24 protein-coding genes and 1 tRNA gene are annotated in these 26,406 nt (G+C 62.7%); 12 read left to right on the plus strand and 13 right to left on the minus strand.

Annotation, left to right across the window (positions count from 1 at the left end):
* The first annotated feature begins 17 nt into the window (after nucleotides 1-17).
* Nucleotides 18-1,376 carry a 30S ribosomal protein S12 methylthiotransferase RimO gene (rimO, locus tag GC148_RS13435; protein WP_291071449.1) on the plus strand — a complete coding sequence of 453 codons (1,359 nt, stop codon included), beginning with the start codon at nucleotides 18-20 and terminating at the stop codon, nucleotides 1,374-1,376.
* On the opposite strand, the gene GC148_RS13440 is transcribed toward rimO, so the two are convergent.
* Nucleotides 1,373-2,065 (minus strand): DJ-1/PfpI family protein, encoded by a 693-nt coding sequence (locus GC148_RS13440; protein ID WP_291071450.1) that lies wholly within the window; start codon nucleotides 2,063-2,065, stop codon nucleotides 1,373-1,375. The two genes, rimO and GC148_RS13440, sit on opposite strands and share 4 nt — an antisense overlap.
* 66 nt (nucleotides 2,066-2,131) lie before the next feature.
* Between GC148_RS13440 and GC148_RS13445 the strand changes: the two genes are divergently transcribed.
* The gene (locus GC148_RS13445) at nucleotides 2,132-3,121 is read left to right on the plus strand and encodes a helix-turn-helix domain-containing protein (RefSeq protein ID WP_291071452.1); all 990 of its coding nucleotides are present in this window, start codon (nucleotides 2,132-2,134) and stop codon (nucleotides 3,119-3,121) included.
* A gap of 76 nt (nucleotides 3,122-3,197) precedes the next feature.
* A complete protein-coding gene (locus GC148_RS13450; RefSeq protein ID WP_291071454.1) occupies nucleotides 3,198-4,133 on the plus strand; it encodes a DUF2807 domain-containing protein in 936 nt (311 codons plus the stop codon).
* Between the two features lie 10 nt (nucleotides 4,134-4,143).
* Here GC148_RS13450 and GC148_RS13455 read toward each other — a convergent pair whose 3' ends face one another.
* Together GC148_RS13455 and rpsD are read right to left on the minus strand one after the other, a co-directional pair.
* Nucleotides 4,144-4,971, minus strand: coding sequence for a PPK2 family polyphosphate kinase (locus GC148_RS13455; RefSeq protein ID WP_291071455.1), 828 nt, complete (start codon nucleotides 4,969-4,971; stop codon nucleotides 4,144-4,146).
* 74 nt (nucleotides 4,972-5,045) lie between these two features.
* Nucleotides 5,046-5,663 carry a 30S ribosomal protein S4 gene (gene rpsD / locus GC148_RS13460; RefSeq protein ID WP_291071457.1) on the minus strand — a complete coding sequence of 206 codons (618 nt, stop codon included), beginning with the start codon at nucleotides 5,661-5,663 and terminating at the stop codon, nucleotides 5,046-5,048.
* A 165-nt stretch (nucleotides 5,664-5,828) separates the two neighbouring features.
* Between rpsD and GC148_RS13465 the strand changes: the two genes are divergently transcribed.
* The gene (locus tag GC148_RS13465; protein WP_291071458.1) at nucleotides 5,829-6,644 is read left to right on the plus strand and encodes an SDR family oxidoreductase; all 816 of its coding nucleotides are present in this window, start codon (nucleotides 5,829-5,831) and stop codon (nucleotides 6,642-6,644) included.
* Between the two features lie 62 nt (nucleotides 6,645-6,706).
* On the opposite strand, the gene GC148_RS13470 is transcribed toward GC148_RS13465, so the two are convergent.
* Both GC148_RS13470 and GC148_RS13475 read right to left on the minus strand, forming a co-directional pair.
* Nucleotides 6,707-7,909 (minus strand): CaiB/BaiF CoA-transferase family protein, encoded by a 1,203-nt coding sequence (locus GC148_RS13470; protein WP_291071459.1) that lies wholly within the window; start codon nucleotides 7,907-7,909, stop codon nucleotides 6,707-6,709.
* A gap of 94 nt (nucleotides 7,910-8,003) precedes the next feature.
* Nucleotides 8,004-8,903 (minus strand): GGDEF domain-containing protein, encoded by a 900-nt coding sequence (locus GC148_RS13475; protein ID WP_291071460.1) that lies wholly within the window; start codon nucleotides 8,901-8,903, stop codon nucleotides 8,004-8,006.
* A gap of 428 nt (nucleotides 8,904-9,331) precedes the next feature.
* Between GC148_RS13475 and GC148_RS13480 the strand changes: the two genes are divergently transcribed.
* From GC148_RS13480 to GC148_RS13490, 3 genes are all read left to right on the plus strand, one after another.
* Nucleotides 9,332-9,625, plus strand: a complete 294-nt coding sequence (locus GC148_RS13480; protein WP_291071462.1) for a co-chaperone GroES — start codon at nucleotides 9,332-9,334, stop codon at nucleotides 9,623-9,625.
* Nucleotides 9,626-9,671: 46 nt separating this feature from the next.
* Nucleotides 9,672-11,315: a chaperonin GroEL gene (gene groL, locus GC148_RS13485; RefSeq protein WP_291071464.1), complete on the plus strand. Its 1,644-nt coding sequence runs from the start codon at nucleotides 9,672-9,674 to the stop codon at nucleotides 11,313-11,315.
* A gap of 151 nt (nucleotides 11,316-11,466) precedes the next feature.
* The gene (locus GC148_RS13490) at nucleotides 11,467-13,077 is read left to right on the plus strand and encodes an acyl-CoA synthetase (RefSeq protein ID WP_291071466.1); all 1,611 of its coding nucleotides are present in this window, start codon (nucleotides 11,467-11,469) and stop codon (nucleotides 13,075-13,077) included.
* Here the strand turns inward: GC148_RS13490 and GC148_RS13495 are convergent.
* From GC148_RS13495 to recJ, 8 genes are all read right to left on the minus strand, one after another.
* Entirely contained in the window at nucleotides 13,067-13,222 is a 156-nt protein-coding gene (locus tag GC148_RS13495; RefSeq protein WP_291071468.1) for a hypothetical protein, read from the minus strand. The two genes, GC148_RS13490 and GC148_RS13495, sit on opposite strands and share 11 nt — an antisense overlap.
* A complete protein-coding gene (gene cydB / locus GC148_RS13500) occupies nucleotides 13,203-14,252 on the minus strand; it encodes a cytochrome d ubiquinol oxidase subunit II (protein ID WP_291071470.1) in 1,050 nt (349 codons plus the stop codon). The genes GC148_RS13495 and cydB overlap by 20 nt, the downstream gene beginning before the upstream one ends.
* 9 nt (nucleotides 14,253-14,261) lie before the next feature.
* On the minus strand, nucleotides 14,262-15,680 hold the full coding sequence (locus GC148_RS13505; protein ID WP_291071472.1) for a cytochrome ubiquinol oxidase subunit I: 1,419 nt from the start codon (nucleotides 15,678-15,680) through the stop codon (nucleotides 14,262-14,264).
* Between the two features lie 93 nt (nucleotides 15,681-15,773).
* Nucleotides 15,774-16,205, minus strand: coding sequence for a PaaI family thioesterase (locus tag GC148_RS13510; protein ID WP_291071474.1), 432 nt, complete (start codon nucleotides 16,203-16,205; stop codon nucleotides 15,774-15,776).
* Entirely contained in the window at nucleotides 16,198-16,653 is a 456-nt protein-coding gene (locus GC148_RS13515; RefSeq protein ID WP_291071475.1) for a DUF192 domain-containing protein, read from the minus strand. The genes GC148_RS13510 and GC148_RS13515 overlap by 8 nt, the downstream gene beginning before the upstream one ends.
* A gap of 50 nt (nucleotides 16,654-16,703) precedes the next feature.
* Nucleotides 16,704-17,231: a cold shock domain-containing protein gene (locus tag GC148_RS13520; RefSeq protein ID WP_291071477.1), complete on the minus strand. Its 528-nt coding sequence runs from the start codon at nucleotides 17,229-17,231 to the stop codon at nucleotides 16,704-16,706.
* Nucleotides 17,232-17,356: 125 nt separating this feature from the next.
* Nucleotides 17,357-17,431 (minus strand) — tRNA-Glu (locus GC148_RS13525).
* 77 nt (nucleotides 17,432-17,508) lie between these two features.
* Nucleotides 17,509-19,305 carry a single-stranded-DNA-specific exonuclease RecJ gene (recJ, locus tag GC148_RS13530; protein WP_291071478.1) on the minus strand — a complete coding sequence of 599 codons (1,797 nt, stop codon included), beginning with the start codon at nucleotides 19,303-19,305 and terminating at the stop codon, nucleotides 17,509-17,511.
* 146 nt (nucleotides 19,306-19,451) lie between these two features.
* Between recJ and purB the strand changes: the two genes are divergently transcribed.
* The 5 genes from purB to GC148_RS13555 all read left to right on the plus strand — a co-directional run bounded on the left by purB (nucleotide 19,452) and on the right by GC148_RS13555 (nucleotide 26,402).
* A complete protein-coding gene (gene purB, locus GC148_RS13535) occupies nucleotides 19,452-20,750 on the plus strand; it encodes an adenylosuccinate lyase (RefSeq protein WP_291071480.1) in 1,299 nt (432 codons plus the stop codon).
* 81 nt (nucleotides 20,751-20,831) lie between these two features.
* Complete coding sequence (locus GC148_RS13540) at nucleotides 20,832-22,103, plus strand: dipeptidase (protein WP_291071482.1); 1,272 nt, start codon at nucleotides 20,832-20,834, stop codon at nucleotides 22,101-22,103.
* Nucleotides 22,104-23,462, plus strand: a complete 1,359-nt coding sequence (locus GC148_RS13545; RefSeq protein WP_291071484.1) for a Na+/H+ antiporter NhaC family protein — start codon at nucleotides 22,104-22,106, stop codon at nucleotides 23,460-23,462.
* Between the two features lie 81 nt (nucleotides 23,463-23,543).
* Nucleotides 23,544-24,287: a glucose 1-dehydrogenase gene (locus GC148_RS13550; RefSeq protein ID WP_291071486.1), complete on the plus strand. Its 744-nt coding sequence runs from the start codon at nucleotides 23,544-23,546 to the stop codon at nucleotides 24,285-24,287.
* A gap of 84 nt (nucleotides 24,288-24,371) precedes the next feature.
* The gene (locus GC148_RS13555; RefSeq protein ID WP_291071488.1) at nucleotides 24,372-26,402 is read left to right on the plus strand and encodes a TonB-dependent receptor; all 2,031 of its coding nucleotides are present in this window, start codon (nucleotides 24,372-24,374) and stop codon (nucleotides 26,400-26,402) included.
* Nucleotides 26,403-26,406 lie beyond the last annotated feature (4 nt).

The following is a 26,406-nucleotide window of genomic DNA, read 5'->3' on the forward strand; positions in this document are numbered from 1 at the left end:
AATATAGCAGAGCGCCGATGACGACGACACCCCTTGCCCCCGCCCCGATCAAGCCGGCGAAACCGCCGAAAGTCGGCATCGTTTCACTCGGCTGCCCGAAGGCGCTGGTCGATTCCGAACGGATCATCACGCGCTTGCGCGCCGAAGGCTACCAGATTGCCCCGGATTATTCGGGGGCGGACCTTGTGCTGGTGAATACCTGCGGCTTCCTCGATTCCGCCCGCGACGAGAGTCTTTCGGCGATCGGCGAAGCGATCGAAGCGAATGGAAAGGTTATCGTCACCGGTTGTCTGGGCGCGGAACCGGAGGTCATCCAGCGGGCGCATCCCAAGGTGCTCGCCGTCACCGGGCCGCACCAGTATGAAGCGGTAATGGACGCGGTGCACACGCATCTGACGCCGCCCCACAATCCGCACCTCGACCTTGTGCCGGAAACCGGCCTGCGCCTCACGCCTCGCCACTACGCGTATCTGAAGATTTCCGAAGGCTGCAACAACCGTTGCAGCTTCTGCATTATCCCGAAGCTGCGCGGCGATCTGGTGTCGCGCCCGATCCACCATGTATTGACCGAGGCTGAAAAACTGGTCGCTGCGGGCGTCAAGGAACTGCTCGTCATCAGCCAGGACACATCTGCCTACGGACTGGACATAAAATACAAGCCGGAAGCCTGGCGCGGCACGGAATACGAGACCCGTTTCCTGGACCTCGCCAAGGGCCTCGGTAGTCTCGGCGTCTGGACGCGGATGCACTATGTCTATCCATACCCGCATGTAGACGGCATCATTCCGCTGATGGCTGAAGGTGTGATCACGCCCTATCTCGACATCCCCTTCCAGCACGCCGCGGCGCCGGTTCTGAAGGCCATGAAACGCCCCGGCAACCAGGACAAGGTGCTCGCCCGGATTTCCCGGTGGCGCAGCGACGTGCCCGACCTCGCCATCCGGTCCACTTTTATCGTCGGCTTTCCGGGCGAGACGGAGGACGACTTCCAGATCCTGCTCGACTTCATCCGTGAAGCCAAGATCGACCGCGCGGGCTGCTTCAAATACGAGAACGTCGTGCATGCCGAAAGCGGCAAGCTGGACAATCACGTGCCGGAGGAGATCAAGGAAGAGCGCTGGCACCGGTTCATGGAGGCTCAGGCCGAAGTGTCGGCCGCCCGCGCCGCTGCGCAGGTCGGCCAGAAGATCGATGTGATGATCGATACCGCCGACGATCAGTCGCCCGGTAGCTGGATCGGCCGATCGAAAGCCGATGCGCCGGAAGTGGATGCGGTCGTTTATGTGTCCAGCAAGCGGGCGCTGAAGGCGGGGGATATCGTCCGTACCCGAATCACTGGAGCGGACGATTACGACCTTTACGGCGACGCAAACTAGCGCTTCAGGCGTGCGCCCGCCTGCTGCGCTTCGGCGCGGCGCTGCGACATCATCTTTTCCGTGTTGCGCGCCATCAGGGTAAGCGTTGCCTCGTCGGCCAATTCCGGACGTCCGCATGCGTAGGGCGGGGCGGGCGCGTATTCGAGCCCTAGCGTAACAGCCTTGGCGAAAGGTTCGCCGGCGATCTCCGCCAGAAGGGTGAAGGCAAAGTCGATGCCTGCTGTCACGCCCCCACCGGTAAAGATATTCCCGTCTCGGACGACCCGGGCCGGGTCCGCGATCGCCCCGAACTCGGTCAACAGATCGCGCCAGGCCCAGTGGCAGGCCGCGCGCTTGCCCTCAAGCAAACCGGCTGCACCGAGGATGAGCGAACCCGTGCAGACCGACGTGACATATTTTGCGCCGAGGGCCAGCCTGCGGACTTCCGACACGAACGCCGTGTCCAGCGCGGTCTCGGTTGCCGCGATGCCTCCAGGCACGCAGATCAGGTCGCAGTGCGCGATATCCGCCAGTTTCTGCGTGCGCCCGATCACGAGGCCGCCCTCGGCTTCGATCTCGCCGCCATCTTGGCTGGCGATGACCGTCGTCGCGCCTGGAATGCGGCAGAGCACTTGGTGCGGGCCGGTGAAATCCAGATGCGTGAGGTTCGGATAGATTGCGAAAACGGTGGTGAAGGACGGGCGGTTCATGACAGGCTCCTTGCTGCTGGTGGAATTGTTGCCTAGAACCGCTTTGGCTGAAAGGACGTTGTTCCCATGTTTTCCGCCAAACCCACCACTCGCACGATCGGCTTTCTGATCTTCGACGGATTCCAGATCCTCGATGCAGCAGGCCCAATCGGCGTGTTTGAAATGCCGACGCGCGCCATGGCCCCCTCTCCTTATGCGCTGACCGTCTACTCGCTGGATGGCGGCCCGGTGCGCGCCTCGTGCGGGGCGTCAATGATGTCCGAACGGCTCCCTATAGGCTTGAAGCTTGACACGTTAATTGTTTCGGGCGGCGAAGGCACGCGCGCGGCGATGACGGATTCCCGCATGATGGAGGCGCTGCGCGACCTGTCCGGCCGCACCCGCAGGACCTGTTCGGTCTGTTCGGGCGCGTTCCTGCTGGCGGCGGCAGGCCTGCTGAAAGGACGTAGTGCCACCACGCACTGGCGCCGCTCAGCCGCGTTCGAACGTCTCTATCCCGACACAAGGCTGCAGGCGGACCGCATCTATGTGCGCGACGGCAAGTTCTGGACGTCGGCCGGCATCACGGCGGGCATCGATCTCGCACTGGCCCTTGTCGAAGACGATCTCGGTGAAGATGTCACCCTGCGGGCGGCACGAGAACTGGTGGTGCATCAGCGCCGGCATGGCGGCCAGTCGCAGTTCTCCGTTCTGCAGGACATACGGCTCGCTTCAGGACGCTTCGATTCGCTGATAGACTGGGTACGGAGCAATCTCGCCGCAGATGTTTCGGTCGATGCGCTCGCGGAAAGGGCGGCGATGAGCCCGCGCAACTTTGCCCGCGTGTTCCGCGCCGAGACCGGCACAACCCCGGCGCGTTTTGTTGAAAAGCTCCGCCTCGACGCTGCGCGCCAGAGCGTTGAGAAAACGGCACTATCCCTGCAGCAGATCGCCCGTGACACTGGTTTTGACGACCCCGAACGGATGCGGATGGCCTTCATGCGGGTGTTCGGCCAACCGCCCATGGCCCTGCGCCGCCAGGCCCGCGGAACCTCCGGATCGCAGTCGGGGTGCTGAATTTATCGAAAAACAACGATTGACATATCGTATTTCGATAATCATACAGGGCTCATCGAATTTTTGGAGCCCCGCCATGAACAAGACCCTTACTGCCCTCGCCACGGTTGCGCTGCTGCTGGCGCCCGGCGCCCTCGCCGAAGGCAAGACTTTCGACGCCGGTAGCTTTTCCAATATCAAGGTCAACGGTGTGATGGACGTAGTCTACACCCCTGCCGCCCAGGTGAAGGTCACTGTCGAGACGCCGAGCGGCGATTTCAGCGATGCCCGCATCGAAAATGACGGCGATACGCTGGTCGTCACTCGCAACAGCATCAAGAAGAAAAACAAGTACCTGTCTTGGGGCAGCTCGCTCGATATCTCCAAGGATGGTGAGACCGTGAAGGTCAACGGAAAGCGCCAGCCGCGGTATACCGTATACGTCACCGGCCCCGATCTTGACGGCATCCAGGTTTCCCAGTCGTCGACCTTCAAATCCTCGGCCATCGACTCGGATGACCTCGACGTCAGCGCCTCCTCGAGCTCCGAGATTGAACTGGCCGGCACGTCGGGGGCCACTCGCCTGTCTGCCTCATCCTCGGGCGAAATCGACGCCAAGGGTCTGGAAGCGAAATCGCTGCGCGCGTCCGCCTCATCGAGCGGCGAAGCTTCCGGCACGGTGAGCGGCACCGGCGAGACGGTGGTGGATGCCTCGTCTTCGGGCGAAGCAACCGTCTATTCCAAGGCGGCAGCAAGCTTCATCGTCGAAGCCTCTTCGGGCGGCAGCGCCAAACTGTCAGGCGCCTGCAAGAGCATTGATATCGACGCCTCTTCGGGCGCCACCGTAAAAGCCGACGACCTTCGCTGCCAGTCGGCGAAGGCCGACGCGTCGAGCGGGGCGGACGTGGATGCTTTCGCGACCGGACTTGCGGACGGACATGCCTCAAGCGGCGGCTCGGTGAAGTTCGTTGGCGGTCCGTCGCAGCAGAATTCGAAAGAATCGAGCGGCGGCTCGGTCCGCTTCTCCAACTAACCGGTCAGCTTCAGCTGAAATTATAGGACTCGGGCCTGTAGCCCGGGTCCTTCCATTTCAGGTCCATGCCCTCCAGGGCGCCGCGCACGATCCGGGCGACCATCGCGCTACGACGGGTGCGGCTGTCGGACGGGATGACATACCAGGGCGCATGCCGGGTCGAGCAGCGGCGGATCGCGATCTCGTAGGCTTGCATGAACTCGGCCCAGCGCGACCGGTCATCCAAGTCGCCGGGGTTGAACTTCCAGAGCTTGTGGACTTCTTCCACCCGTTCCTTCAGGCGGATCCCCTGCTCCTCATAACCGACATTCAGCATGAACTTCAGAATCGTCGTGCCGTTCTCGGCGAGGTGTTTTTCGAAGGCGTTGATCTGGTCGTAGCGCTTCTCAACTTCCTCGAGCGGCGCGAAGCCGCGCACGCGCACAACGAGCACATCTTCGTAGTGGGAGCGGTCGAAGATGCCAACATTGCCGCGCCGGGGTACGGCGTTGTGAACGCGCCAGAGATAGTCACGCGCCAGTTCCTCGCTGCTCGGCGCCTTGAAGGCCTTCACCTCCATGCCGAGCGGGGTCGTCTCCGCGAAGACGGACTTGATTGTGCCGGACTTGCCTGCCGTGTCCATGCCTTGCAATACGACGAGCAGCGAGCGGCGCTGCTCGGCATAGAGCATGTCCTTCAGTTCGTTGATGACGGCCGCATCCTTCTTGAGACTGGTCTCCGCCTCCGCCTTGTCCGGAAACACCTCCCGGCCGGTAGTGTCGCACTTCGACAGGTCGAATTCCTTGCCCGGCTGCGCGATGAGCGCTTTGCGGACTTCGGCAATCGAAGGAATGGCCATCAGGGGCTCCTGCAAATGAAAAGGCCGCACCAGTCTGGCGCGGCCTTCCCGAAACTTCAAGAAATTCAGACGGTTTACGAGGAGTAGAACTCGACCACCTGAGCCGGCTCCATCTTCACCGGGTATGGCACGTCGGCCAGAGCCGGGACGCGCTTGTAGGTGGAGGTCATCGCCTTGGGGTCGACCTCGATGTATTCCGGGATGTCACGCTCTGCGCTGCCGAGGGCTTCCAGGACGAGGGCGAGGTTGCGCGACTTCTCGCGGACCTGGACCACATCGCCCGGCTTCAGACGTGCGGAGCTGATGTTGCAACGGCGGCCGTTCACGGTGACGTGGCCGTGGTTGACGAACTGGCGGGCCGCGAAGATCGTCGGAACGAATTTTGAGCGGTAAACCATGGCGTCGAGGCGCGACTCAAGCAGTCCGATCAGGTTCTCGGCCGAGTTGCCCTTCATGCGGGCGGCTTCTTCGTAGGTTTTCAGGAACTGCTTTTCGGTGATGTCGCCGTAGTAAGCTTTCAGCTTCTGCTTCGCCATCAGCTGCATACCAAAGTCGGAGACCTTGTTGCGGCGGTTCTGGCCATGCTGGCCCGGCTTATAGTTACGCTTGTTGAAGGGGGACTTTGCACGGCCCCAGATGTTTTCGCCGACCCGACGGTCGATCTTGTACTTCGCGCTATGGCGACGTGACATGGTAGTACCTCATTGTCAGCGCGGACCGGCAAACACTCCATTGTGCCTGCGATTACAACGGCGGTTCCGCACCATCCCGTCATGAAGAGGCGGGTAAAACACCAATAAGACGCTCGCGTCAAGCGCCCGGCCTGCTAGTGTGGTCCTCAAAACAGGGAGGAATACATGGGTCAAGTCAGCGGTAAAATCGCGATTGTTACAGGGGCGGCCAGCGGAATCGGCCGGGCGACGGCGGTCTTGCTCGCACAGGAGGGCGCCAAGGTCATGGCGACCGACCTCGATGAGGCGGGCCTGAAGGAGACCCTGGACCTCATCAAGAAGGCCGGCGGCACCGGCGCCATCGCCAAACAGGACGTGGTGGACGAGGCCCGCTGGGATGCTGTCATTGCGGAAACCGAGAAACAGTTCGGACCGCCGAGCATCCTGGTCAACAATGCCGGGATCGCGATTGCCGGCGCAATCCTCGAGTATTCGCTGGCCGACTGGCAGAAGCAGATGGCGGTCAACACCGACAGCGTGTTCCTGGGTACCCGCGCGGCCATGCGGGCGATGAAAGGGGGGGGCTCGATCATCAACCTGTCCTCCGTGGCGGGCCTGCGCGGATCGGCGGGCGTCAGCGCATATTGCGCCTCAAAGGGCGCCGTACGGCTGTTCACCAAGGCCGCCGCAGTCGAGTGCGCTGCACTGGGGCTCAACATCCGGGTCAACTCGGTTCACCCCGGAATCATCGACACACCGATCTGGCAGAAGGACATCACCCGGATCACCGAGACGATGCCGGCCGAACAGGTGAGCGCCATGACTGCCCATACCGGCGGCAACGCGCTGGATCCGAACGTGATCGCGATGGGCGGCACACCGATGGGCCGGGCGGGCAAACCGGAAGAAGTGGCGCAGCTGATCCTGTGGCTTTCCTCGGATGCGTCCAGCTTCTCGACCGGGCAGGAACACGTGGTCGACGGCGGCCTTACGGCGCGCTAGGCGAGGCAGGATCACACTGGGTCAAGGCGCTGGCCGGAATCATAGGCGCGGGATGGCTTTGTTCAGACGATGCCGCTGGCGCGGAGTTTTGCGACCTGTTCCGGGGTCAGGTTCAGGATCTCGGTCAGCACTTCTTCCGTATGCGAACCGATCTGGTCGGGGCCGGCCCAGCGGATGCGGCTAGGCGTGGCGGAGAGTTTGGGGAAGACGTTCTGCTGCTTGAGCCCGGGCCAGCGCTGGCTCGGAACGTCGACAAGGGACTGCCGCGCGGCATAATGCGGATCGGCCAGCATATCGGCCGCGCGATAGACCTTCCCGACCGGGACGCCATTGGCAATCATGGTCGCCTCGATGTCGTCAATCGTGCGCGTGCACGCCCAGGCCTGGATAAGATCGTCGAGGGTTTTCTGGTGCTGGCCGCGGGCAACATGCGACTTGTAGTCCGGATGGTCTTTCAGATCCGGCTGCCCGATGGCGGTGCAAAGACGCGCGAAAACCGTGTCCTGGTTGGCGGCGACAATGACCATGCCGTCCGACCCGGTATAGATGTTTGACGGGGCGATGTTCGGCAGGATCGAGCCCGAGCGTTCGCGGGTGTAGCCTTCGAACTGGTATTCCGGGACAAGGCCTTCCATCACCGACAGAACGGATTCGTAGATGGTCGCATCGATCATCTGGCCTTCGCCGGTCTTCTCCCGGTGGTGCAACGCGGCGAGCGCGCCGAGGGCGGCGTAGAGGCCCGCAAGACTGTCGCCGAGGGATATGCCGGCGCGGGAGGGCACGCGGTCGGCCTCACCCATCACGTAGCGCAGCCCGCCCATCGCCTCCCCGACCGAGGCATAGCCTGCCCGTTCGGCGTATGGCCCCGTCTGGCCGTAGCCGGACACGCGGATCATGATGAGACGCGGGTTGATCGCCTGGAGCGCTTCGTAGCTAAGCCCCCACTTCTCCAGCGTGCCGGGGCGGAAGTTTTCCAGCAGGAAATCAGCTTCGGCCACTAGGCGGCGGACGAGGTCCTGCCCCTCCCGTTCGCGCAGGTTGGCGGTGATGCAGCGCTTGCCGCGCGCGACGACCGACCACCAGAGCGGAAAGCCTTCGCGGCCCCATTCGCGCAAGGGATCACCCTGCCCCGGTGGCTCCACCTTGATGACGTCGGCGCCCATGTCGGCAAAGATCTGGCCGCAGAACGGGCCAGCGATGAGCTGGCCCAACTCAATGACGCGCAGGTCCGTAAGCGGACCGGTCCGGGGCGGCGATTGGGTCATGGGTGTCCTCCGCGATGGCGCGAGGACCGTTTCCAATCAGGAAATCAGCGGGGCGGCAAGCGCCGGCTGGGCAGAGCCTGACCGGCGGTGCAGATTACCGGGAGAACCGGGCGCGGCTATCTGCGCGCAGACCCCCGGCCTGTGCCACGGCTGCGGCACGCAGGTCGTCGAGGCCTTCCTCGTCGACGGCAAGGCGGCGCTTCCCGGCGGCGACGCGCTGCTTGAACTCGGTGATATCCTGGACATCGGCGGCGTGGGCACACTCGGCCATCTCGACCCGGTTGCGGCCGAGGCGCTTGGCTTCATAAAGGGCCCGGTCAGCCGCTTCGATTGCGAGCATCACGTTCGAGCCCGAGGAGAGCATACAGAAGCCGAAGCTCGCCGTGACACAGACCTGGTAGTCACCGGCCTCGATCAGGGCGGCCTGGATGCGGGCCCGCAGGCGGTCGCAGACGATGCGGGCATTTTCCGGCGTCACATCGCTGAGCAGCACGACGAATTCCTCCCCGCCCCAGCGGCCGAGCTTGTCGAAGGGGCCGCGCAGCTCGGCATAGGCGATCTGGGCGATGGCCTTGAGCACCTTGTCGCCTGCCGCATGACCATAGAGGTCGTTGACCTCCTTGAAGAAGTCGATGTCGAGGATGGCCACGGCGGCGGTGCGCTGGGTGCGGCGCATGCGGTGGCATTCCTCATCGGCGGCCCGCATGAAGAAGCGGCGGTTCAGGAGGCCCGTCAGCTCGTCGGTCCAGGCGAGCGCTTCGAGGCGGCGCTGGTAAACACGGGAATGGAAATCGTGGAGCGTCGCGATGATGCCGGTCGGAACCGCGATACAGCCGGTCACGAACAAGTTCAGGCGGATATAATCGCCGGCGTTTACCGGAATGCCGAGCTTGTAGACCACGAGCGAAACGATAAAGGAAATCGTCACCGCCGAGGTACTCACCAAGGCGAAGTAGTTTACTGACGCCAATATATCACGAAGTCTGGTGCTCATCCTGCATCCCTTATCTTGTGCCCAGTCTACTGCAGGATCATTGAATTCAGGCTGAGCCCGAGCGGGGATTTCGCGCCTCTCCCACCACAATCCGTTAACCTTACAAGTTGTGCGGATGCGGCAGGTGCGCCGAAACCGGGCTTACGCCGTCGCGTCCAGCCGGGCCGGTATGGTAAGCGCAGCGCCGGTGCGGCTTATCCCTAATATTTTCAAGCCATTCGTAAACCGTCGGGCGCAAATGACCCCAGAGGAAATAGTTTACCGCTGCGCATCAGGGAATGGTTGACGCCGAACGGGCGACTGACTATCTCCAGCGCATCGTTAGCAGTCGACCCGGGTGAGTGCTAATTCACCGCACCTCCCGCCTGCTCGCGACCAGAACCCATAGATAGATCCAAATATCTGTTTTGATCGAAGAGGCACAAAGAATGAAACTTCGTCCCCTGCATGATCGCGTCGTTGTTCGCCGCATCAAGGAAGAAGAAAAGTCCAAGGGCGGGATCATCATCCCCGACACCGCGAAAGAGAAGCCCCAGGAGGGCATCGTCGTTTCCGTCGGCAAAGGCGCCCGCGGTGATGACAATGAGATCATCCCGATGGATGTGAAACCAAAAGACCGCGTGCTGTTCGGCAAGTGGTCCGGCACGGAAGTCACGATCGACGGCGAAGAGCTGCTGATCATGAAGGAAAGCGACATCTTGGGCGTCCTGGAGACCAAATAAGTCTCCGCCCCTTTCCTTCCCCAAACAATTCAAGAGGTAACTCAATATGGCTGCAAAGATTGTAGTTTTTGGCGCTGACGCCCGCGAGAAAATGCTCCGCGGCGTAGACGTCCTGGCAAACGCCGTGAAAGTCACGCTCGGCCCGAAAGGCCGTAACGTTGTCATCGAGAAATCGTTCGGCGCCCCGCGCACGACCAAAGACGGCGTGACGGTCGCCAAGGAAATCGAGCTGGAAGACAGGCTGGAGAACATGGGCGCACAGATGCTGCGCGAAGTGGCATCGAAAGCGAACGACACCGCCGGCGACGGCACCACGACCGCAACGGTTCTGGCCCAGGCCATCGTGCGCGAAGGTATGAAGCGCGTCGCCGCGGGCATGAACCCGATGGACCTGAAACGCGGCATCGACAAGGCCGTGATCGAAGTCGTCTCCGACCTCGCCCACCACGCCAAGAAGGTGAAAACCAACGAGGAGATCGCGCAGGTCGGCACGATCTCGGCCAACGGCCAGCGCGAAATCGGCGAGATGATCGCCCAAGCGATGGCAAAAGTTGGCAACGAAGGCGTCATTACGGTCGAAGAAGCCAAGTCGGCTGAAACCGAACTCGACGTCGTCGAAGGCATGCAGTTCGACCGCGGCTATATCAGCCCGTACTTCATCACCAATCCGGACAAGATGATGGTCGAGCTCGACGACGCCCTCGTCTTGCTCCACGAGTCCAAACTGTCGAGCCTGCAGCCGCTGCTGCCGATCCTCGAAGCCGTGGTCCAGTCGCAGAAACCGCTCGTCATCATCGCTGAAGACGTCGACGGCGAAGCCCTTGCCACTCTCGTTGTCAATAAGCTGCGCGGCGGCCTGAAGATCGCTGCCGTGAAAGCTCCGGGCTTCGGCGACCGCCGTAAGGCCATGCTGCAGGACATCGCCGTTCTGACGGGTGGTCAGGTCATCTCTGAAGACCTTGGCATCAAGCTCGAGAACGTCGGCATGGAAATGCTGGGCAAAGCCAAGCGCATCACGATCGACAAGGACAACACGACCATCGTCGACGGCGCCGGCAAGAAGAAAGAAATCGAAGCCCGCGTGAACCAGATCCGCAAGCAGATCGAAGACACTTCGTCGGATTACGACAAGGAGAAGCTGCAAGAGCGTCTCGCGAAACTCGCGGGCGGTGTTGCGGTCATCAAGGTCGGCGGCGCAACCGAAGTCGAAGTGAAAGAAAAGAAAGACCGCGTTGATGACGCGCTCAACGCAACCCGTGCGGCTGTCGAAGAAGGCATCGTTCCGGGCGGCGGCGTTGCCCTGCTGCGCGCTTCGAAGAACATCGACGTGGTCGGCGCGAACGACGACGAAAAGGCCGGTATCGACATCGTCCGCAAGGCGCTCGAAGCGCCGCTGCGCCAGATCGTCGAAAACGCCGGCGTCGAAGGTTCGGTGGTGGTCAACACGATCCTGCAGAACAAGTCGCGCTCCTACGGCTTCAACGCTCAGACCGAAGAGTATGGCGACCTGGTCGTCATGGGTGTTATCGACCCGGTGAAGGTGGTCCGTTCGGCCCTCCAGAACGCCGCTTCGGTGGCCAGCCTGCTGATCACGACGGAAGCCGGCATTGCCGAAGCGCCGAAGAAGGAATCGGCTGGCGGCGGCGGCATGCCCGGCGGCATGGGCGGCATGGGTGACATGGGCTTCTAAGCCCGGACCCTTTTCCGGACCAGAAAATCGAGCGGCCCTCCGGAGAAATCCGGGGGGCTGTTTCCTTTGGGTCATGATTGCTCCGTGCGGCCCTCGCTCCTACCATCTCCCGAAACATCACGCCGAAAATGGCGAAGGGGAGAACGCGACGATGGACTGGAACTTCGGTGACATGCTGGACGCCGTGGGCGCGGCGCTGGGGCCTGAGGACATCGCGCTGGCGCATGGCGACCGGCGCATTTCCTGGCCGGAGATGACCGCACGCTCGAACCGGATTGCCCGTGCGCTGCACTCGCTGGGCGCCAAGCCAGGCGACAAGGCGGGATTCTATCTGCGCAACCAGCCGGAATACATGGAAGGATTGGCGGCCTGTTTCAAAGCGCGGCTGGCCCATGTGAACGTCAATTACCGCTATCTCGACGATGAGCTTGTCTACATCTTCGACAATTCCGATTCGACCGTTGTGTTCTTCGATGCGGACTTTGCTGCCGAAGTGGAGCGCGTGCGCGCACGGCTGCCGAAGGTGAAGGTCTGGGTGCAGGTGGGCGGCGCGGAGACCCTACCGTTCGCAAAGGCCTACGAGACGCTGGCCACCACAGGCGACCCCTCGCCGCTGAATATCCCCCGCTCGGGCGACGACCTGCTGCTGCTCTATACCGGCGGCACGACCGGCATGCCGAAAGGCGTGATGTGGACCCATGCCATCTGGCGCGAAGCCGGCATGGAGGGCGCGCGCAAAGCGGGGCTGCCGGTGCCGGCGAATATCGACGAGCATGTGCAGAATGCGCTGACCGTGGGACGTTTCTCGCGCCAGGTGCCCGCCTGCCCGCTGATGCACGGGACGGGCCTGTTCACCGCGATGGGCGCGATGCTGAATGGCGGCGGCGTCGTGACGCTGACGGAGAACAAGAAGTTCGATCCGGAAAACCTCTGGGCCACGGTCGAGCGCGAAGGCGTGACCAGCATGGCGATCGTTGGCGACGCTTTCGGCAAACCGATGTTGCAGTGCCTGGATGCCAATCCGGGCCGTTGGAACGTGTCGAGCGTGCTGGCGATCATATCATCCGGCGTTATGTGGAGCGCAGAGGTCAAACAGGGACTGCTGAAGCACATGCCGCAGGCCGCGCTGACTGACAGTTTTGGCGCGTCGGAAGCCGTCGGATTCGGATCGTCGATCACCACCGCCGATGGTGGCACGCAAACCTCGAAGTTCGAGATCGGGCCGGCCTGCAAGGTGTTTACCGAGGATGACCGCGAAGTGGTTCCGGGGAGCGGCGAGCCGGGCTTCATTGCACGCGGCGGCGCCGTGCCACTGGGCTATTACAAAGACCCCGAAAAGACCGCGAAGACGTACAAGACGATTGGCGGAATGCGCTATGCCATTCCGGGCGACTGGTGCACCGTTGAAGCAGATGGTTCGATCACGCTGCTGGGGCGCGGCTCGAACTGCATCAATACGGCTGGCGAGAAGGTCTATCCCGAGGAGGTCGAAGAAGCGCTGAAATCCCACGCGGCGGTTCGCGATGCGCTGGTGGTGGGCGTGCCGGACGACAAGTGGGGTCAGGCCGTGACGGCGGTTGTGTCACTGGACAGCGATGTGAGCGAGGACGAGCTGCGCGCCTTCGTGCAGGGCAAGCTGGCAAGGTATAAGGCGCCGAAGCGGATCCTGTTCAAGGACAATCTTGGCCGCGCCTCAAACGGCAAGGCCGACTACAAGTCGATCAAGGCCTTTGCGTTGGCCGAGCTGGGCATCAGTGGATGAACAGCGCAGCCCGTAACGCATAGGCGACGGCCGCGACCACGAGCATCGACACGAAGGCGATTACGAAGAACCAGCCAAGGCGCTTCACCAGAGGCTGGTGATCGTCTTCGCCGGGGCCGACCGGCTCAAGCATGATAGCCGTCACCGGGCTTCACCTTGCCCCAGAACAATCTGTACACGTACGCCGTGTAGATCAGGATGATAGGCAGCATGATGGCCGCGCCGACGAGCATGAGGCCGAGCGCGTTGTCGCGCGCAGCCGCGTCCCACACGGTCAGCTCAAACGGTACGATATAGGGATAGAGGCTGATGCCGATGCCGAAATAGCCGGTGATGAAAATACCGGTCGCCAGCAGGAACGGCCGCCAGTCCGGCGCGCTATTGACGCCCGGTTTCATCCAGAGATCACGCGCCAGCCAGATGCAGAGTGCCATCCCGGTCAGCGGCACCGGCGAGAGCGGCAAAAGTGTCGCAAAGTCGATATACTGCATCGAGAAACCCCATCGGTCGCCGATCGAGGCATCGACCGCGAGCGTGGCGAGACTGACCGCAAAGAAACAGAACGACACGCCCACGAGCCCCGCGAGCCCCCACTTTCGGGCGCGCAGGAACATCTCCCCCTCGGTCTTGAGCACAAGCCAGCAGGCGCCGAGCAGCAGGTAGCCGACGGCAACCGAAAGGCCGGTGAGCAGTGTGAAGGGTGTCAGCCAGTCAAACGCACCGCCTGCAAAGGCGCCATCCTCAACCGCAATGCCCTGCACCATTCCGCCAAGCATGATGCCTTGCGCGAATGCGGCCGCGAATGAGCCGCCGGCGAAGGCGCCGTTCCAGAAGCGTTTCGTCAGAGGTCGGACGGCTTTATGCCGGAATTCGAATGCGACGCCGCGGAAGATGAGCGCCGCCAGCATGAGGAGGACCGGCAGATAGAAGGCCGGCATGATGATGGCATAAGCCGTCGGAAAAGCCGCAAACAGCCCACCGCCGCCGATGATCAACCAGGTCTCATTGCCGTCCCAGACCGGCTCGATGGTCGCGGTCATCATGTTGCGCTCTTCATCGCTGCGCGCGCGGGTCGTCAGCATGCCGACGCCGAGGTCGAATCCGTCGAGAAGAACGTACATCATCACGCCGATGGCGAGGATGAAAGCCCAGATGAGCGGATAGTCGATTGCCATGTCCGTCCCCTATTCCGCAGCCACGATATCGTCCGGCGCCTCGGCCGGTTCGTCGACCGCACCGAGCGGTGAGCCGGGCGCGCGGCGCTCCTTGCCGGAGGCGCCGGGTGGCCTGTCGTCAAATCCGCGGGTGGCGATGCGCGCCATGTAGACCACGCCGGCGGTAAAGATGATGGCATAGACGACCATGAAGACCAGCAGCGAGGTGGCCACCTGCCCCGCGCTGACCGGCGAGACGCTATCGACCGTGCGCAGAACGCCGTAGACGGTATAGGGCTGGCGCCCGACTTCCGCGACGACCCAGCCGGTGACAACGGCGAGGAACCCCAATCCGCCGGCTGGAACCGCCGCCATATGGAACAAGCCGGGATGGTCGAGACGATTGCGCCACCAGAGGAACAGGCCCCACAGACCCATCGCCAACATGCCGAGGCCGCAGCCGACCATGATACGGAATGACCAGAAGACGATCCACATCGGCGGCAGATCGGACTTCGGCCAGGCATCAAGACCGTGGAGGATTTCGCCGTCCTTAACGTTCGGGAACAGGTAAGGGCTCGTGCCCGGGACGGTGATGCCGGAATGTCCGCATTCGGAATTGTCCGGCCAAGCAACCAGCACGGTGCCCTGGACAGGCGCTGAAGTGCACCAGCCTTCGATGGTGGCGACCTTGGCAGGCTGGTGCTTGTGCGCCACTTCGCCCGACCAATGGCCCGCGAAAATCTGCACTGGCATGGCCAGCGCGAGCGTGCCTGCGGCCATGCGCATCTGCCAGCGGGTCGGCTCGGTGGTGCGCCCCTTCAAAACCTGCCAGGCGCCCGCTGCCAGCACGACCGCAGCGGTCGTGGTGTAGGCAGCCAGCAGCATATGCATCAGGCGGCTGGGGAAGCTCGGATTGAAGATCACTTTCATCCAGTCGGTTGCGTAAAGGTTGCCCGTCGCTGCATCGACGGCAAAACCATCGGGTGTCTGCATCCAGCTATTGGCCGACAGTATCCAGAAAGCCGAGATCGTGGTGCCGATGGCAACAGCGCAGGTGGCGACGAAGTGGAGCGTACGGCCGACCTTGTTCCAGCCGAACAACATGACGCCCAGGAAGGTCGCTTCGAGGAAGAAGGCTGTCAGGACTTCATAGCCAAGCAGAGGTCCAATCACACTGCCCGTGATCTCGGAGAAGACGCTCCAATTGGTGCCGAACTGATAGCTCATCACCACGCCGGACACGACGCCCATGGCAAAGGCGAGCGCGAAGATCTTCACCCAATGCAGGTACAGCCGCCTGAACACATCATTCTTCGTGCGAAGCCAGAGGCCCTCGCAAACGGCCAGAAAGGCGGCGAGACCGATGGTGAATGCCGGAAACAGGATGTGGAAGGCAACGACGAAGGCGAACTGGAGCCGCGAAAGCAAGAGGGCGTCAAGTTCCATGGCTGCGGCGCTCCAGTCGTTCAGGATGTGCAAGCTTCTGCACAGCTTTAACGCGGAAACATCACCCTACCAAATGCCGCGCGATATTACGCCTCAGCCCTTGCGGCGCAGCGTGCGGAACACCGCGTCGGCGCGGGCCGCCAGTCCGCCGTCTTCCTTCACGATGCGCGCGGTGACGTGCACGAACTCGCCATCAACGGCCGTGACAACCGGATGAGCTTCGATCCATTCGCCCTCGCGGGCGATTTCCATGAACTCGACGGTCAGCTTGATGGTGACGGACATCTTGCCGGTGGCAGACCAGACCGCCCAGGCGAGCGCGCTGTCTGCAAAGGCGCAGGCCATGCCGCCATGCAGGAAGCCCATTCCGTTGCAATGCCGGTCGAGTACCCAGAGACCGGTGCGGATGTCGCCTTCACCGGTCGCGCGGTAGCTGGGACCGTTATGAAGGGTGAACTTTCCCCGGGATGGCGTGGCCGCAAAGCCGGGACGCGGGTCCCGGACCGGCACGGCCGCGTCAGCCACCGGCGCTTCCGAAGATCGGATGCGTGACCTTGTCGCCCGGATTGATGCCCAGTTCCTTGGCGCGGCCGCCCGGAATTTCGAGGACAGCGCGAACCGGAACGCCCGGGCCAAGCGAACGCAGCGAGCCGGGCACTGCATTACGGGCGATCGCAATGACTTCGCCATCTGCGTCCATGAACAGCATGTCGAGCGGGATGAGTGTGTTCTTCATCCACATGGCCGCGGGGCGCACTTCGCCGAAATCGAACAGCATGCCAGCATCGGGCGCGAGGCTTTCGCGGAACATCAGGCCTTCACGGATCGAGTCCGGCGTGTCCGCGATCTCGACCGTGAACTTGTGGACGGTTTCGCCCGACTTGATCGACAGCGGCGTGACCGCGAGCTGGGCGAATGCGAGCTGGCCCATGAAGGCCAGTGCGGCGAAGAAGGTGAGGATATGGCGGGTCATGCAGCGAGGAATAAAGGGGCAATTCGCGGGCGGCAAGCGCCAGACGCTGTTCAGCGGCGCGGGCGCACCGTGAGGACATGCGTTCCCTTGGCACCCGACTCGATGATCACCTCCAGCTCGACGCCGGGCTCGACATCGTCAAAGCCGGCTTTGCGCAGGGCTACGGCATGAACGAAGATGTCTTCTTCATGCCCTTCGCGCCGAACGAAGCCATAACCGCGGGCCCGGTTGAACCATTTCAGGGTGACCGGCTCGAAGGCGAGCTGCTCGCCGCGCTCCTTGGCGACGGCGGCGCGCGGGCGCTCCATTTCGATGACATGGACGGTCTGCCAGCCGCGCGGACGGCGCGCCGCGTCGCAGACGATCTTGGCCCCTTCATCCGCGAAGGTTTCGCCATAATCGCGCAGGCTAGAAATGTGCAGCATCACGTCACCGATGAGCGCCGCATCCGACGTTGATTCCACAACGATAAATCCATACCCCTTGGCGCTGTCGAACCATTTCACATGGCCGATTACGCGGACAACAGGCTCAGCCGCCGGCGGTTCTGGTTCGCTTCTTGCCACGCTATTGTTCATCAACCCACATTTCCCAGAGGCGAAAACTAATCCGCGATTCCGCGCTTGTCACGCAAAGTTCACGAGCCCGAAGTGATTCGGTTTCTCATTCGGGGGGAGATGCGGCGAAATGAAGGCAGAAAACCTGGCAGTCCCTAGGGGAGTCGAACCCCTCTTTTCAGGTTGAAAACCTGACGTCCTAACCGATAGACGAAGGGACCGCACCGGTTCGAGAGGCGCGATATAGCGACTGATTCAATACAGAGCAACCCACCTCACAGCGTTTGCCGAAGAATGTTCACAGGCGCGTAAGGTCGAGGGTTTCGAGCTGTACCCTGTCGCGGCCATTCCAGTTGTCGGCCTTCAATCGACCGACCACGCTGAACCGGCCACCCTGGCGCAGGGCATCTCCGATGGGGGTGCCCTCGGCCCGCCAGGCGATGGCTTCCAGCCGGCCGCTGGAATCCTCGATCGTGTAGCGCAGATGCTGGGTGCCGACGCGGCGCACGCCTGTGACACTGACATCCTGCAACATGAACACAGGCTCCGGCGCGCCGACGCCGAAGGGACCGAGCGAAGCGATGCCGGCCACGAGCTGGACTGTAGCGGCGCCCGGCGCGACGAGGGCGTCAATCTCGAGGTCAAGCGCGGCATCACGCTCGGCCGCGAAGGCGGACATGTGGTCCAACATCCAGGCATCGAAGGCCGGAAGCTGTTCCGGATCGAGGCTGAGACCGGCGGCCATGGCATGCCCACCGCCGGAGAGGACCACGCCCTGGCGGGCGGCCTCCGAAATGGCGGCGCCGAGATTGACGCCTGTGACCGAACGGCCCGAGCCTTTGGCGACCGGGCCGAGGCCGTCTCCCCAACCAATGACAATGCTGGGCAGGTGGAACCGATCCTTGAGCCGGCCTGCCACGATGCCGATGACGCCGGGGTGCCAGCCTTCGCCGGCGGCGATCAGGATGCCGCGATCAGGCCGTTCGGCGAGCGCCCGCTCGGCCTGCGCCGTAGCTGCGTCGAGGATGGCCGCTTCGAGCGCCTTGCGCTCATCGTTGAGACCATGAAGCCGCTCCGCCAGTTCGATGGCTTCCTGCCGGTCGTCGGTCGCGAGCAGCTTGGCCGCAAGCCAAGGGTCACCGACGCGGCCCCCGGCATTCAGGCGCGGTCCCAGCAGGAACGTCGCGTGGTAGACGGTTTCGATCTTGCCGATGCCTGAGACATCCGCGAGGGCACGCAGGCCCGGATTCTGGTCGCGGGCCATCATGTTGAGCCCCTGACGCACGAAGGCGCGGTTGACGCCTCTCAGGGGCGCCATATCGCACAGGGTGCCGAGGGCGCAGAGGTCCAGTAACGGCAGGATGTCCGGCAGGCCGTTCGGCGGCGCGATACCGCGCTCGCGGGCGAGGCGGTTCATGGCCGCGACGAACACAAACACGACACCGGCGGCGGCCAGATGGCCCTGCCCTGAGTTGCAATCGGGCCTGTTCGGGTTCACCAGCGCGGCCGTCTTCGGCACCGTTCCGGACATCAGGTGGTGGTCAATCACCACGATGGGAAGGCCAATCGCATCGGCCTCATCGAGCGCCCGCACCGCTGCCGCGCCGCAATCGACCGTGATTACGAGTTCTGCGCCCTTGGATTTGAGGTAGCGGAACGCCTCCGGCGAGGGGCCGTACCCTTCTTCGAGCCGGTCCGGCACATAGAGGCCGAGATCGCGGCCCCAGGCCCGGTAATAGCGCGCCAGAATGGCCGACGATGTGCCGCCATCGACGTCATAATCGGCAAACACTACCACCTTGCGACCATCGAGGATGGCGTCAAGAACGATGCCAGCGGCCTTGTCCATGTCGGCAAAGCTGCTGGGGTCGGGGAAAAACTCGCGCAGGGTGGGCGCCAAATAACCCGGCGCATCGGCAGTTTCGACACCGCGCGCGGCGAGCAGGCGCGCCAGAAGGTCAATCCCGCCCACTGCTGGTAGCAATGCCTGGACCCGGCGCGGATCAGCCTGATGCACCCGCCAACGGCGCCCGCCGATCGACAGATCTGGAGGCTGGACGGGATCTGGGGGCGCGCGTTTGGCAGGCTTCGTCATTGTGTGGATCATTCCGAATCGGAGCCCAGACTAACGCGCCCAGCCCGGGAACAATATGGCCCGGCCTCACAAGGCCACCCGCACGGGCTGGCGCGCAGCGCCATCTGCCCTTATGGGCATGCGCAACGCAAACGGAGAATCGTCCCATGATCCCTCGGTACACGCGCCCTGAAATGGCAGCGATCTGGACCCCTGAGAGCCGGTTCGGAATCTGGCTGGAAATCGAAACCCTTGCCGCAGAAGCGATGGAATCGATGGGTATTGTGCCGGCAGGCGTCACCGCCGCCGTTCGGGAGCGCGCCGCTTTCGAAGTGGACCGCATCGACGAGATCGAGCGCGAAGTGAAGCACGACGTCATCGCCTTCCTCACCAACGTCGCCGAGCATGTGGGCGATGAGGCGCGCTTCCTGCACCTTGGCATGACGTCGTCAGACGTGCTGGATACCTGCCTCAATGTCCAGATGGTGCGCGCTGCCGACCTGATGCTGGCTGGGATCGACCGCGTACTCGCCGCGCTGAAAAAGCGCGCCTACGAATTCAAGTATACGCCGACCATCGGGCGCAGCCATGGCATCCATGCCGAGCCGACAACGTTCGGCATCAAGCTGGCCGGGTTCCATGCCGAGTTCCAGCGCGCTCGAGCCCGCCTGCTGATCGCGCGCGACGAAGTGGCCACCTGCGCGATATCCGGCGCGGTCGGCACGTTTGCCAATATTGATCCCCGGGTCGAAGCGCACGTTGCCACGAAGCTGGGTTTGCGGATCGAACCGGTCTCGACGCAGGTGATCCCCCGCGACCGGCATGCAATGTATTTTGCCGTGCTGGGTGTGATCGCCTCTTCGGTGGAGCGGCTCGCGACCGAAATCCGGCATCTTCAGCGTACGGAAGTCCTTGAGGCTGAGGAATATTTCTCGGCTGGGCAGAAAGGCTCGTCCGCCATGCCGCATAAGCGCAATCCGGTGCTGACCGAGAACCTGACCGGTCTCGCCCGGCTCGTCCGCTCGGCGGTGACGCCGGCGCTGGAAAACGTTGCCCTCTGGCACGAACGGGACATCTCCCACTCCTCGGTGGAACGCGGCATCGGCCCGGACGCGACCATCCATCTCGACTTCGCACTGCACCGTCTGGGCGGCGTGGTCGAAAACCTGGTCGTTTATCCTGAAAACATGCTGCGCACGATCAACAGCATGGGCGGGCTCCACAATTCGCAGCGGATCCTGCTGGCGCTCGTCGAAAGCGGTTGCAGCCGCGAGGACGCTTACCGCCTTGTCCAACGCAATGCGATGCGGACCTGGAAGAAGGAAGGCGACCTCGCAACGCTTCTGAAGGCCGATCCGGACGTCACGGGGAAACTGTCCGGCGAAGAAATCGACGCCCTTTTCGACCTCGAATACCATTTCAAGCACGCAGACACGATCTTCGAGCGGGTGTTCGGCCCGGAATGAGGCGCCGGGCGTTGACGCGCAGCGCCCCCTCGCCATGATGGCGCAACGGATCCAGTCAACTCGGGCAATATGGGGCTCAACATGAAACGCTTATTTCTTCTGGTGCCGGTAGCTGTTCTGGCATCCTGTGCGCCAGATGTCTCCAGCCCGGCCGCGTCGCCGGCAACCGAGGCTCCCGCCCTGAACCCGACTGAAACCATGCACCAGGGCTTCATGGTGTTGGACAGCCATCTCGACACGCCCGCCAGTTTCCACACCGAAGAGTACTCGTTCTCCAAACGCGGCAATTTCGACGAAGACGGCACGCAGGTCGACCTGCCACGCATGAACGAGGGCGGGCTTGATGGCGGCTTCTGGGTCATCTTCACGGCACAGGGACCTCTGGACGCCGCTTCACTGAATTCTGCCCGTACGGCCGCGCTCGATCGTCAGACCTCAATCCGGGAACTTGCCGCCAAGTATTCCAACGATGTGGAGCTTGCGTTCACGGCGGACGACGCCGACCGGATCAATGCCGAAAGCAAGAAAATCGTGTTCCAGAGCATGGAGAACGCCTATCCGATCGGCAATGACGTGTCCTTACTGGAAGCGTTCTATGTCGGCGGGCTGCGGATGATTTCGCCGGTCCACTTCCGCAACAACCAGTTTGCAGATAGCGCGACCGACGTGAACACCGTGTTCGGCGGTCTCAGCCCGCTGGGCGAAGAACTGGTGCGCGATGCGAACCGCCTCGGCATCATTCTCGACGGCTCGCATGCCTCGGAGGATACGGTTTGGGATATGCTGGCAATTTCGAAGACGCCGCTGGTATTGTCGCACTCGGGGCCGAAGGGCGTTTATGACCATCCCCGCAACCTGTCCGACGAATTGCTGAAAGCCATCGCCGACAAGGGCGGCGTGATCCAGGTGAACGCCTACGGATCATATCTCGAAGAACTGGTGGCGACGCCCGAGCGGCTCGCAGCGCTTTCGGAACTCGACGCAAAGTTCGGCACCGACCCATCGGCCTTGACGCCGGAACAGATCGAGGAATACCGCGCCGCGCGCAAGGAACTCGACAAGAGCTTCCCGCCCCCGCGCTCCACTTTCGAGAAATTCAAGGAACACCTGCTCTACGCACTGGAACTGGTCGGACCTGATCATGTCGGCGTTGGTGCAGACTGGGATGGCGGCGGCGGTGTCGACGGCATGAAGGATGTTGCAGACCTGCCCAAAGTTACGGCGGCCCTGCTCGATGCGGGCTATTCCCAGCAGGACATCGCCAACATCTGGGGGGGCAACCTCATGCGCGTCCTGCGCGAGGTGGAGGCTGCTCGCACGTCCAGCCTGACTTCGCCGAAGACGATCAACTGAATGGATTGGCTCGCTGCGACACCACCTGTCGTCGCTCTGCTGGTCGCCGTGCTGACGCGCAATGTCTATTGGGCGCTCGGCGCGGCTATCCTATTGTCTGAGACGCTGCTGGCGGCGCTCAATCCTGCCGTCGGCCTTTTGGGTAGCATTGATCGCGGCGCGCTTGTCTTCAGCGACGGCGGCAACACCCGGATCCTGCTCTTCTGCCTGATCATCGGTGCGCTGATTGCTTATCTGGAGCGCGCCAATGCATTCGAAGCGATGGTGAGCTGGCTGTCGCGATCCGGCATGGTGAAGGGGCCAAGACAGGCGAGCTTCATCACGGCGTTTTCAGGTGTGCTGATCTTCGTCGAGACGAATGTCAGCCTGCTCGCCACCGGCCTTCTGGGGCAGCGCCTGTTCGACAAGGTGAACCTGAGCCGGGCGCGCCTGGCCTATATCATCGACTCCACCTGCGCGCCGGTCAGTGTGCTGATTTTGCTGAACGGTTGGGGCGCCTTTATCCTGAGCCTGTTGGCCGCGAATGGTGTCGACAAACCGTTGGCAGTGATGGCAGCCTCGATACCGCTGAACGCCTACGCGCTGTTGACGCTGGGCCTCGTCTTCTTCGTCGTATTCTCAAACCGCACTTTCGGGCCCATGCGGACCGCCGATGCGGCCGTCCAAACGCAAGCAGCCCCAGATCCCATCGCGCCGGCCTCCGACGGGTCGCTATGGGCATTCGTGCTGCCGATGGTCATCCTTGTGGGCGGCTCGATTGGCTTCATGGCCTGGACGGGCGGCGGCAACATCCTGGCGGGCTCGGGATCGAAGTCCATTCTCTGGGCAGTGTGCCTGGCGACGATCGTCGCTTTCCTGCTGCTGGTGCGCAAGGCTGGCAATCCGGGCGACCTCGTCGAGACCGGATTCAAGGGCATGGGTGACCTGCTGCCGGCCGTTTCGATCATCTTCCTCGCCCTGGCGTTGGGCGACAGCCTGAAGGCATTGGGCACAGGTGCGTTCATTGCCCAGCTCGCTTCGGCGATGCCCTACAACTGGGCCATTCCGGCCGTGCTGTTCGTGGCGGCGTCCATCACGTCGTTCACCACGGGCACCAGCTGGGGCACCTACGGCATCCTAGTGCCCCTTGCCATTCCGCTCGGCATCGGAGCAGACCTGCCCTTGCCGCTTGTCCTGGCGGCGGTCCTCGGCGGCGGAGTGTTCGGCGATCACTGCTCTCCGATCTCGGACACGACGATCATTGCTTCGCTCGCATCCGGCTGCGACCACCTCGAACATGTACGCACGCAAATCCCCCACGCGCTGGTCGCCGGTGCGGGCGCGGTCGTGTTCTATCTCGCTGCAGGCCTGCTCAGCTGAGCCGCCGCTTGCCGCGTGGGCAAGGATTGATCTGCCAAAGTCGCTGTCGAACACTCACCCGCATACAGGGAGAGCGGCGACATGAGCAGCAAGTATTTCGATCTGACCGGCAAGGTGGCGCTCGTGACGGGTGGCAGCCGCGGGCTCGGCTACCAGATGGTGAAGGCCTTTGCCGAACACGGCGCTGACATCATCGTCGCGAGCCGTAAGCTGGACGCCTGTGAGGCCGTTGCGAACGAAGTACGCGCTATGGGACGCAAAGCGCTTGCCCACTCGGCGCATTGCGGGCGCTGGGACGATATCGATGGACTGATCGAAGCGTCCTATACTGCGTTCGGCCGGGTCGATATCCTGGTCAACAACGCCGGCTCGGGCCCACGCATGGCGAGCCATGACGTTAGCGAAACCCTGTTCGACAGCGTGCTGAATCTGAACTTCAAGGGCCCCTTCCGGCTAGCCAGCCAGGTGGCGAAGCGCATGTCCGACCAAAACGGCGGCAGCATCATCAACATCTCATCATCCGGCAGCCTTGTGCCTTTGCCGCATGTGGTGCCCTACGGATCTGCTAAGGCCGCGCTGAACGCGATGAGCCTGTCTCTGGCGCACGAATATGCACCCAAGGTGCGCGTCAACACGATCTGCCCGGGACCGTTCCTCACTGACATTTCCAAAGCCTGGCCCGAAGAGATGCGCCAAAGCGCCGACAACGCCCTGGGCCGGCCCGGCTATCCGCACGAAATCATCACGGCGGCCTTGTATCTCGCCAGTCCGAATTCAAGCTTCACGACTGGCTCGCTTCTGCGCGTGGACGGCAGCGCCGCCTAGGCACATTAAAAACTCCAGCCTCCCCCTTGCCAGCCTAGCACGGCTCCGACTATGTGACTTTATCACATTACAAAGGAGACGCGCATGAAGCGTGTGTTGTTGGCAACTGCAGTATCGGTCCATGCGCTGGCGGGCGCGGCTCTTGCGCAGGAAGACGACACCGCCCGGCGGCTGGACACGGTCCTGATCACGTCCGCGCCCGGTCCGGACCGCGCGAGCGACGAACTGGTCGGCAATGCGACCGCGCTCGACCGTGCGGAATTGGTCGCTGATCTGTCGGGGTCTCTGGGCGACACGCTGGACCGGCAGCCCGGCGTGGCGTCGTCGTTCTTTGGCGCAGGGGCCAGCCGACCAATCCTACGCGGCCTTGGGGCAGAACGGGTCTTGGTGCTGACCAACGGCATCGGCGTGATCGACGTTTCGGCCGCGAGCCCGGACCACCAGGTGACGGCGGATGGCATCGACGCAGAAAAGATCGAAATCCTGCGGGGTCCCGCAACCCTCGCCTATGGCGGCCAGGCCATCGGCGGCGTCGTGAACGTGGTGGACGGACTGATTTCGGAAACGCTGCCGGATGAGCCCATTTCGGCCGAACTCTTTGGCGCCTACAACAGCGCCACCGACGGTCTCGAGGGCGCAGGCCGCGTCAAATATGTAACCGGCCCCTTCGTTCTGGCGGCGACTGCGTCTGCGCGCGATTTCAGTGATTACGCCATCCCGGCCTATTCCCGTTCGGCGGCGCTTCGGGCGGAAGATCCCCTCCCCGCGAGTGAGGAATCCAACGACACTCAACCCAATTCATTCGTCGAAACCGGCACGGTGGCGGGAGGAGTGTCCTGGATCGGCGAGACCGCTTTCCTCGGCGCCGCTGTGCGCAATCAGACGGCCAAATACGGCCTGCCGACGGAGGTTGGCCCTTTCATCGACATGGAGCAGACCCGGTATGACGTCCGCGGCGGACTACACATCAACAACGGCTTCCTGACGGATGTGATCGGCACGGCTTCATTTGCCGATTATACGCATACGGAGTTCGAGGAAGCCGGCGTTCCGGGCACCATCTTCAATTCCGATGGCACGGAGGCGCGCCTTGAAGCCGATCATGAAATCGGCGAGATCAAGGGTTCGTTTGGAATCCAGTATTTTGACAAGTCTGTGGAGGCGATCGGTGATGAATCCTTCCTGACACCGACAAGCTCCACCGGCACGGGGGTTTTCCTCTACGAGACCCGCGAGTGGGATGGCGGCACAAGTGTTGAAGGCGGTCTGCGCTACGACACCGTCGAGCTGGATAATGTGAATGCCGGCAAGAAGACTTTTGATCTGTTCAGCAGTTCGATCGGCATCCATCACCATTACGACTCAGGATGGTTCACGGGCCTGCAGCTCTCCTACTCGGAGCGCGCACCGAACGAGAGCGAATTGTTCGCCTTCGGCCCACACTTTGCGACCAATCAATTCGAAGTCGGCAGCGCCAGTCTCGGCAAGGAAAGCGGGCTGAACACAGAAGCAACCCTGCGCTGGAGCGGAGACACGGCGACGATCGGCCTCAACGCATTCGTCACGAAGTTCTCTGACTTCATCTATCTCACCCCAAGTCAGATCATCGAGAACGGCGCGCCTGTCAGTGAAGTCGATGGCATCTCTGTCTTCGCCTTCTCGCAGGACGATGCGACCTTCTCGGGTGGTGAACTCTACGGCTCATACTTCATTCCGTCGGGGTGGCTTTCTGCGGATTGGGCATTCGATGGCAGCATCGATTTCGTCAAAGCGGAGCTCGACAGCGGCGGCAATGTGCCTCTGATTCCACCTGTAACGGTTAACGCAGGCGCGACCGCCAACTGGGAACGCCTTGAACTGGGCGCCACAGCCACCTGGGCTGGCGATCAGAACGATCAAGGTGCCGGCGAACTGCCGACGGACAGTTACACCCTGTTCGGCGTTCGCAGTGCCTACGATCTCGCCGGGTACGGACTGGGCCGTGACGGAACTCAGCTCTTCCTTGAGATACGCAACCTGACCGACGAGGAAGCCCGCGTTTCCACCTCGGTTCTCAAGGATGAGTTGCCCCTGCCCGGCCGGAACATTCGAGCGGGTATTCGGCTCACGTTTTGACGGC

Origin of the sequence: Hyphomonas sp., assembly GCF_016125515.1 — a bacterium.
Taxonomy (GTDB): domain Bacteria; phylum Pseudomonadota; class Alphaproteobacteria; order Caulobacterales; family Hyphomonadaceae; genus Hyphomonas.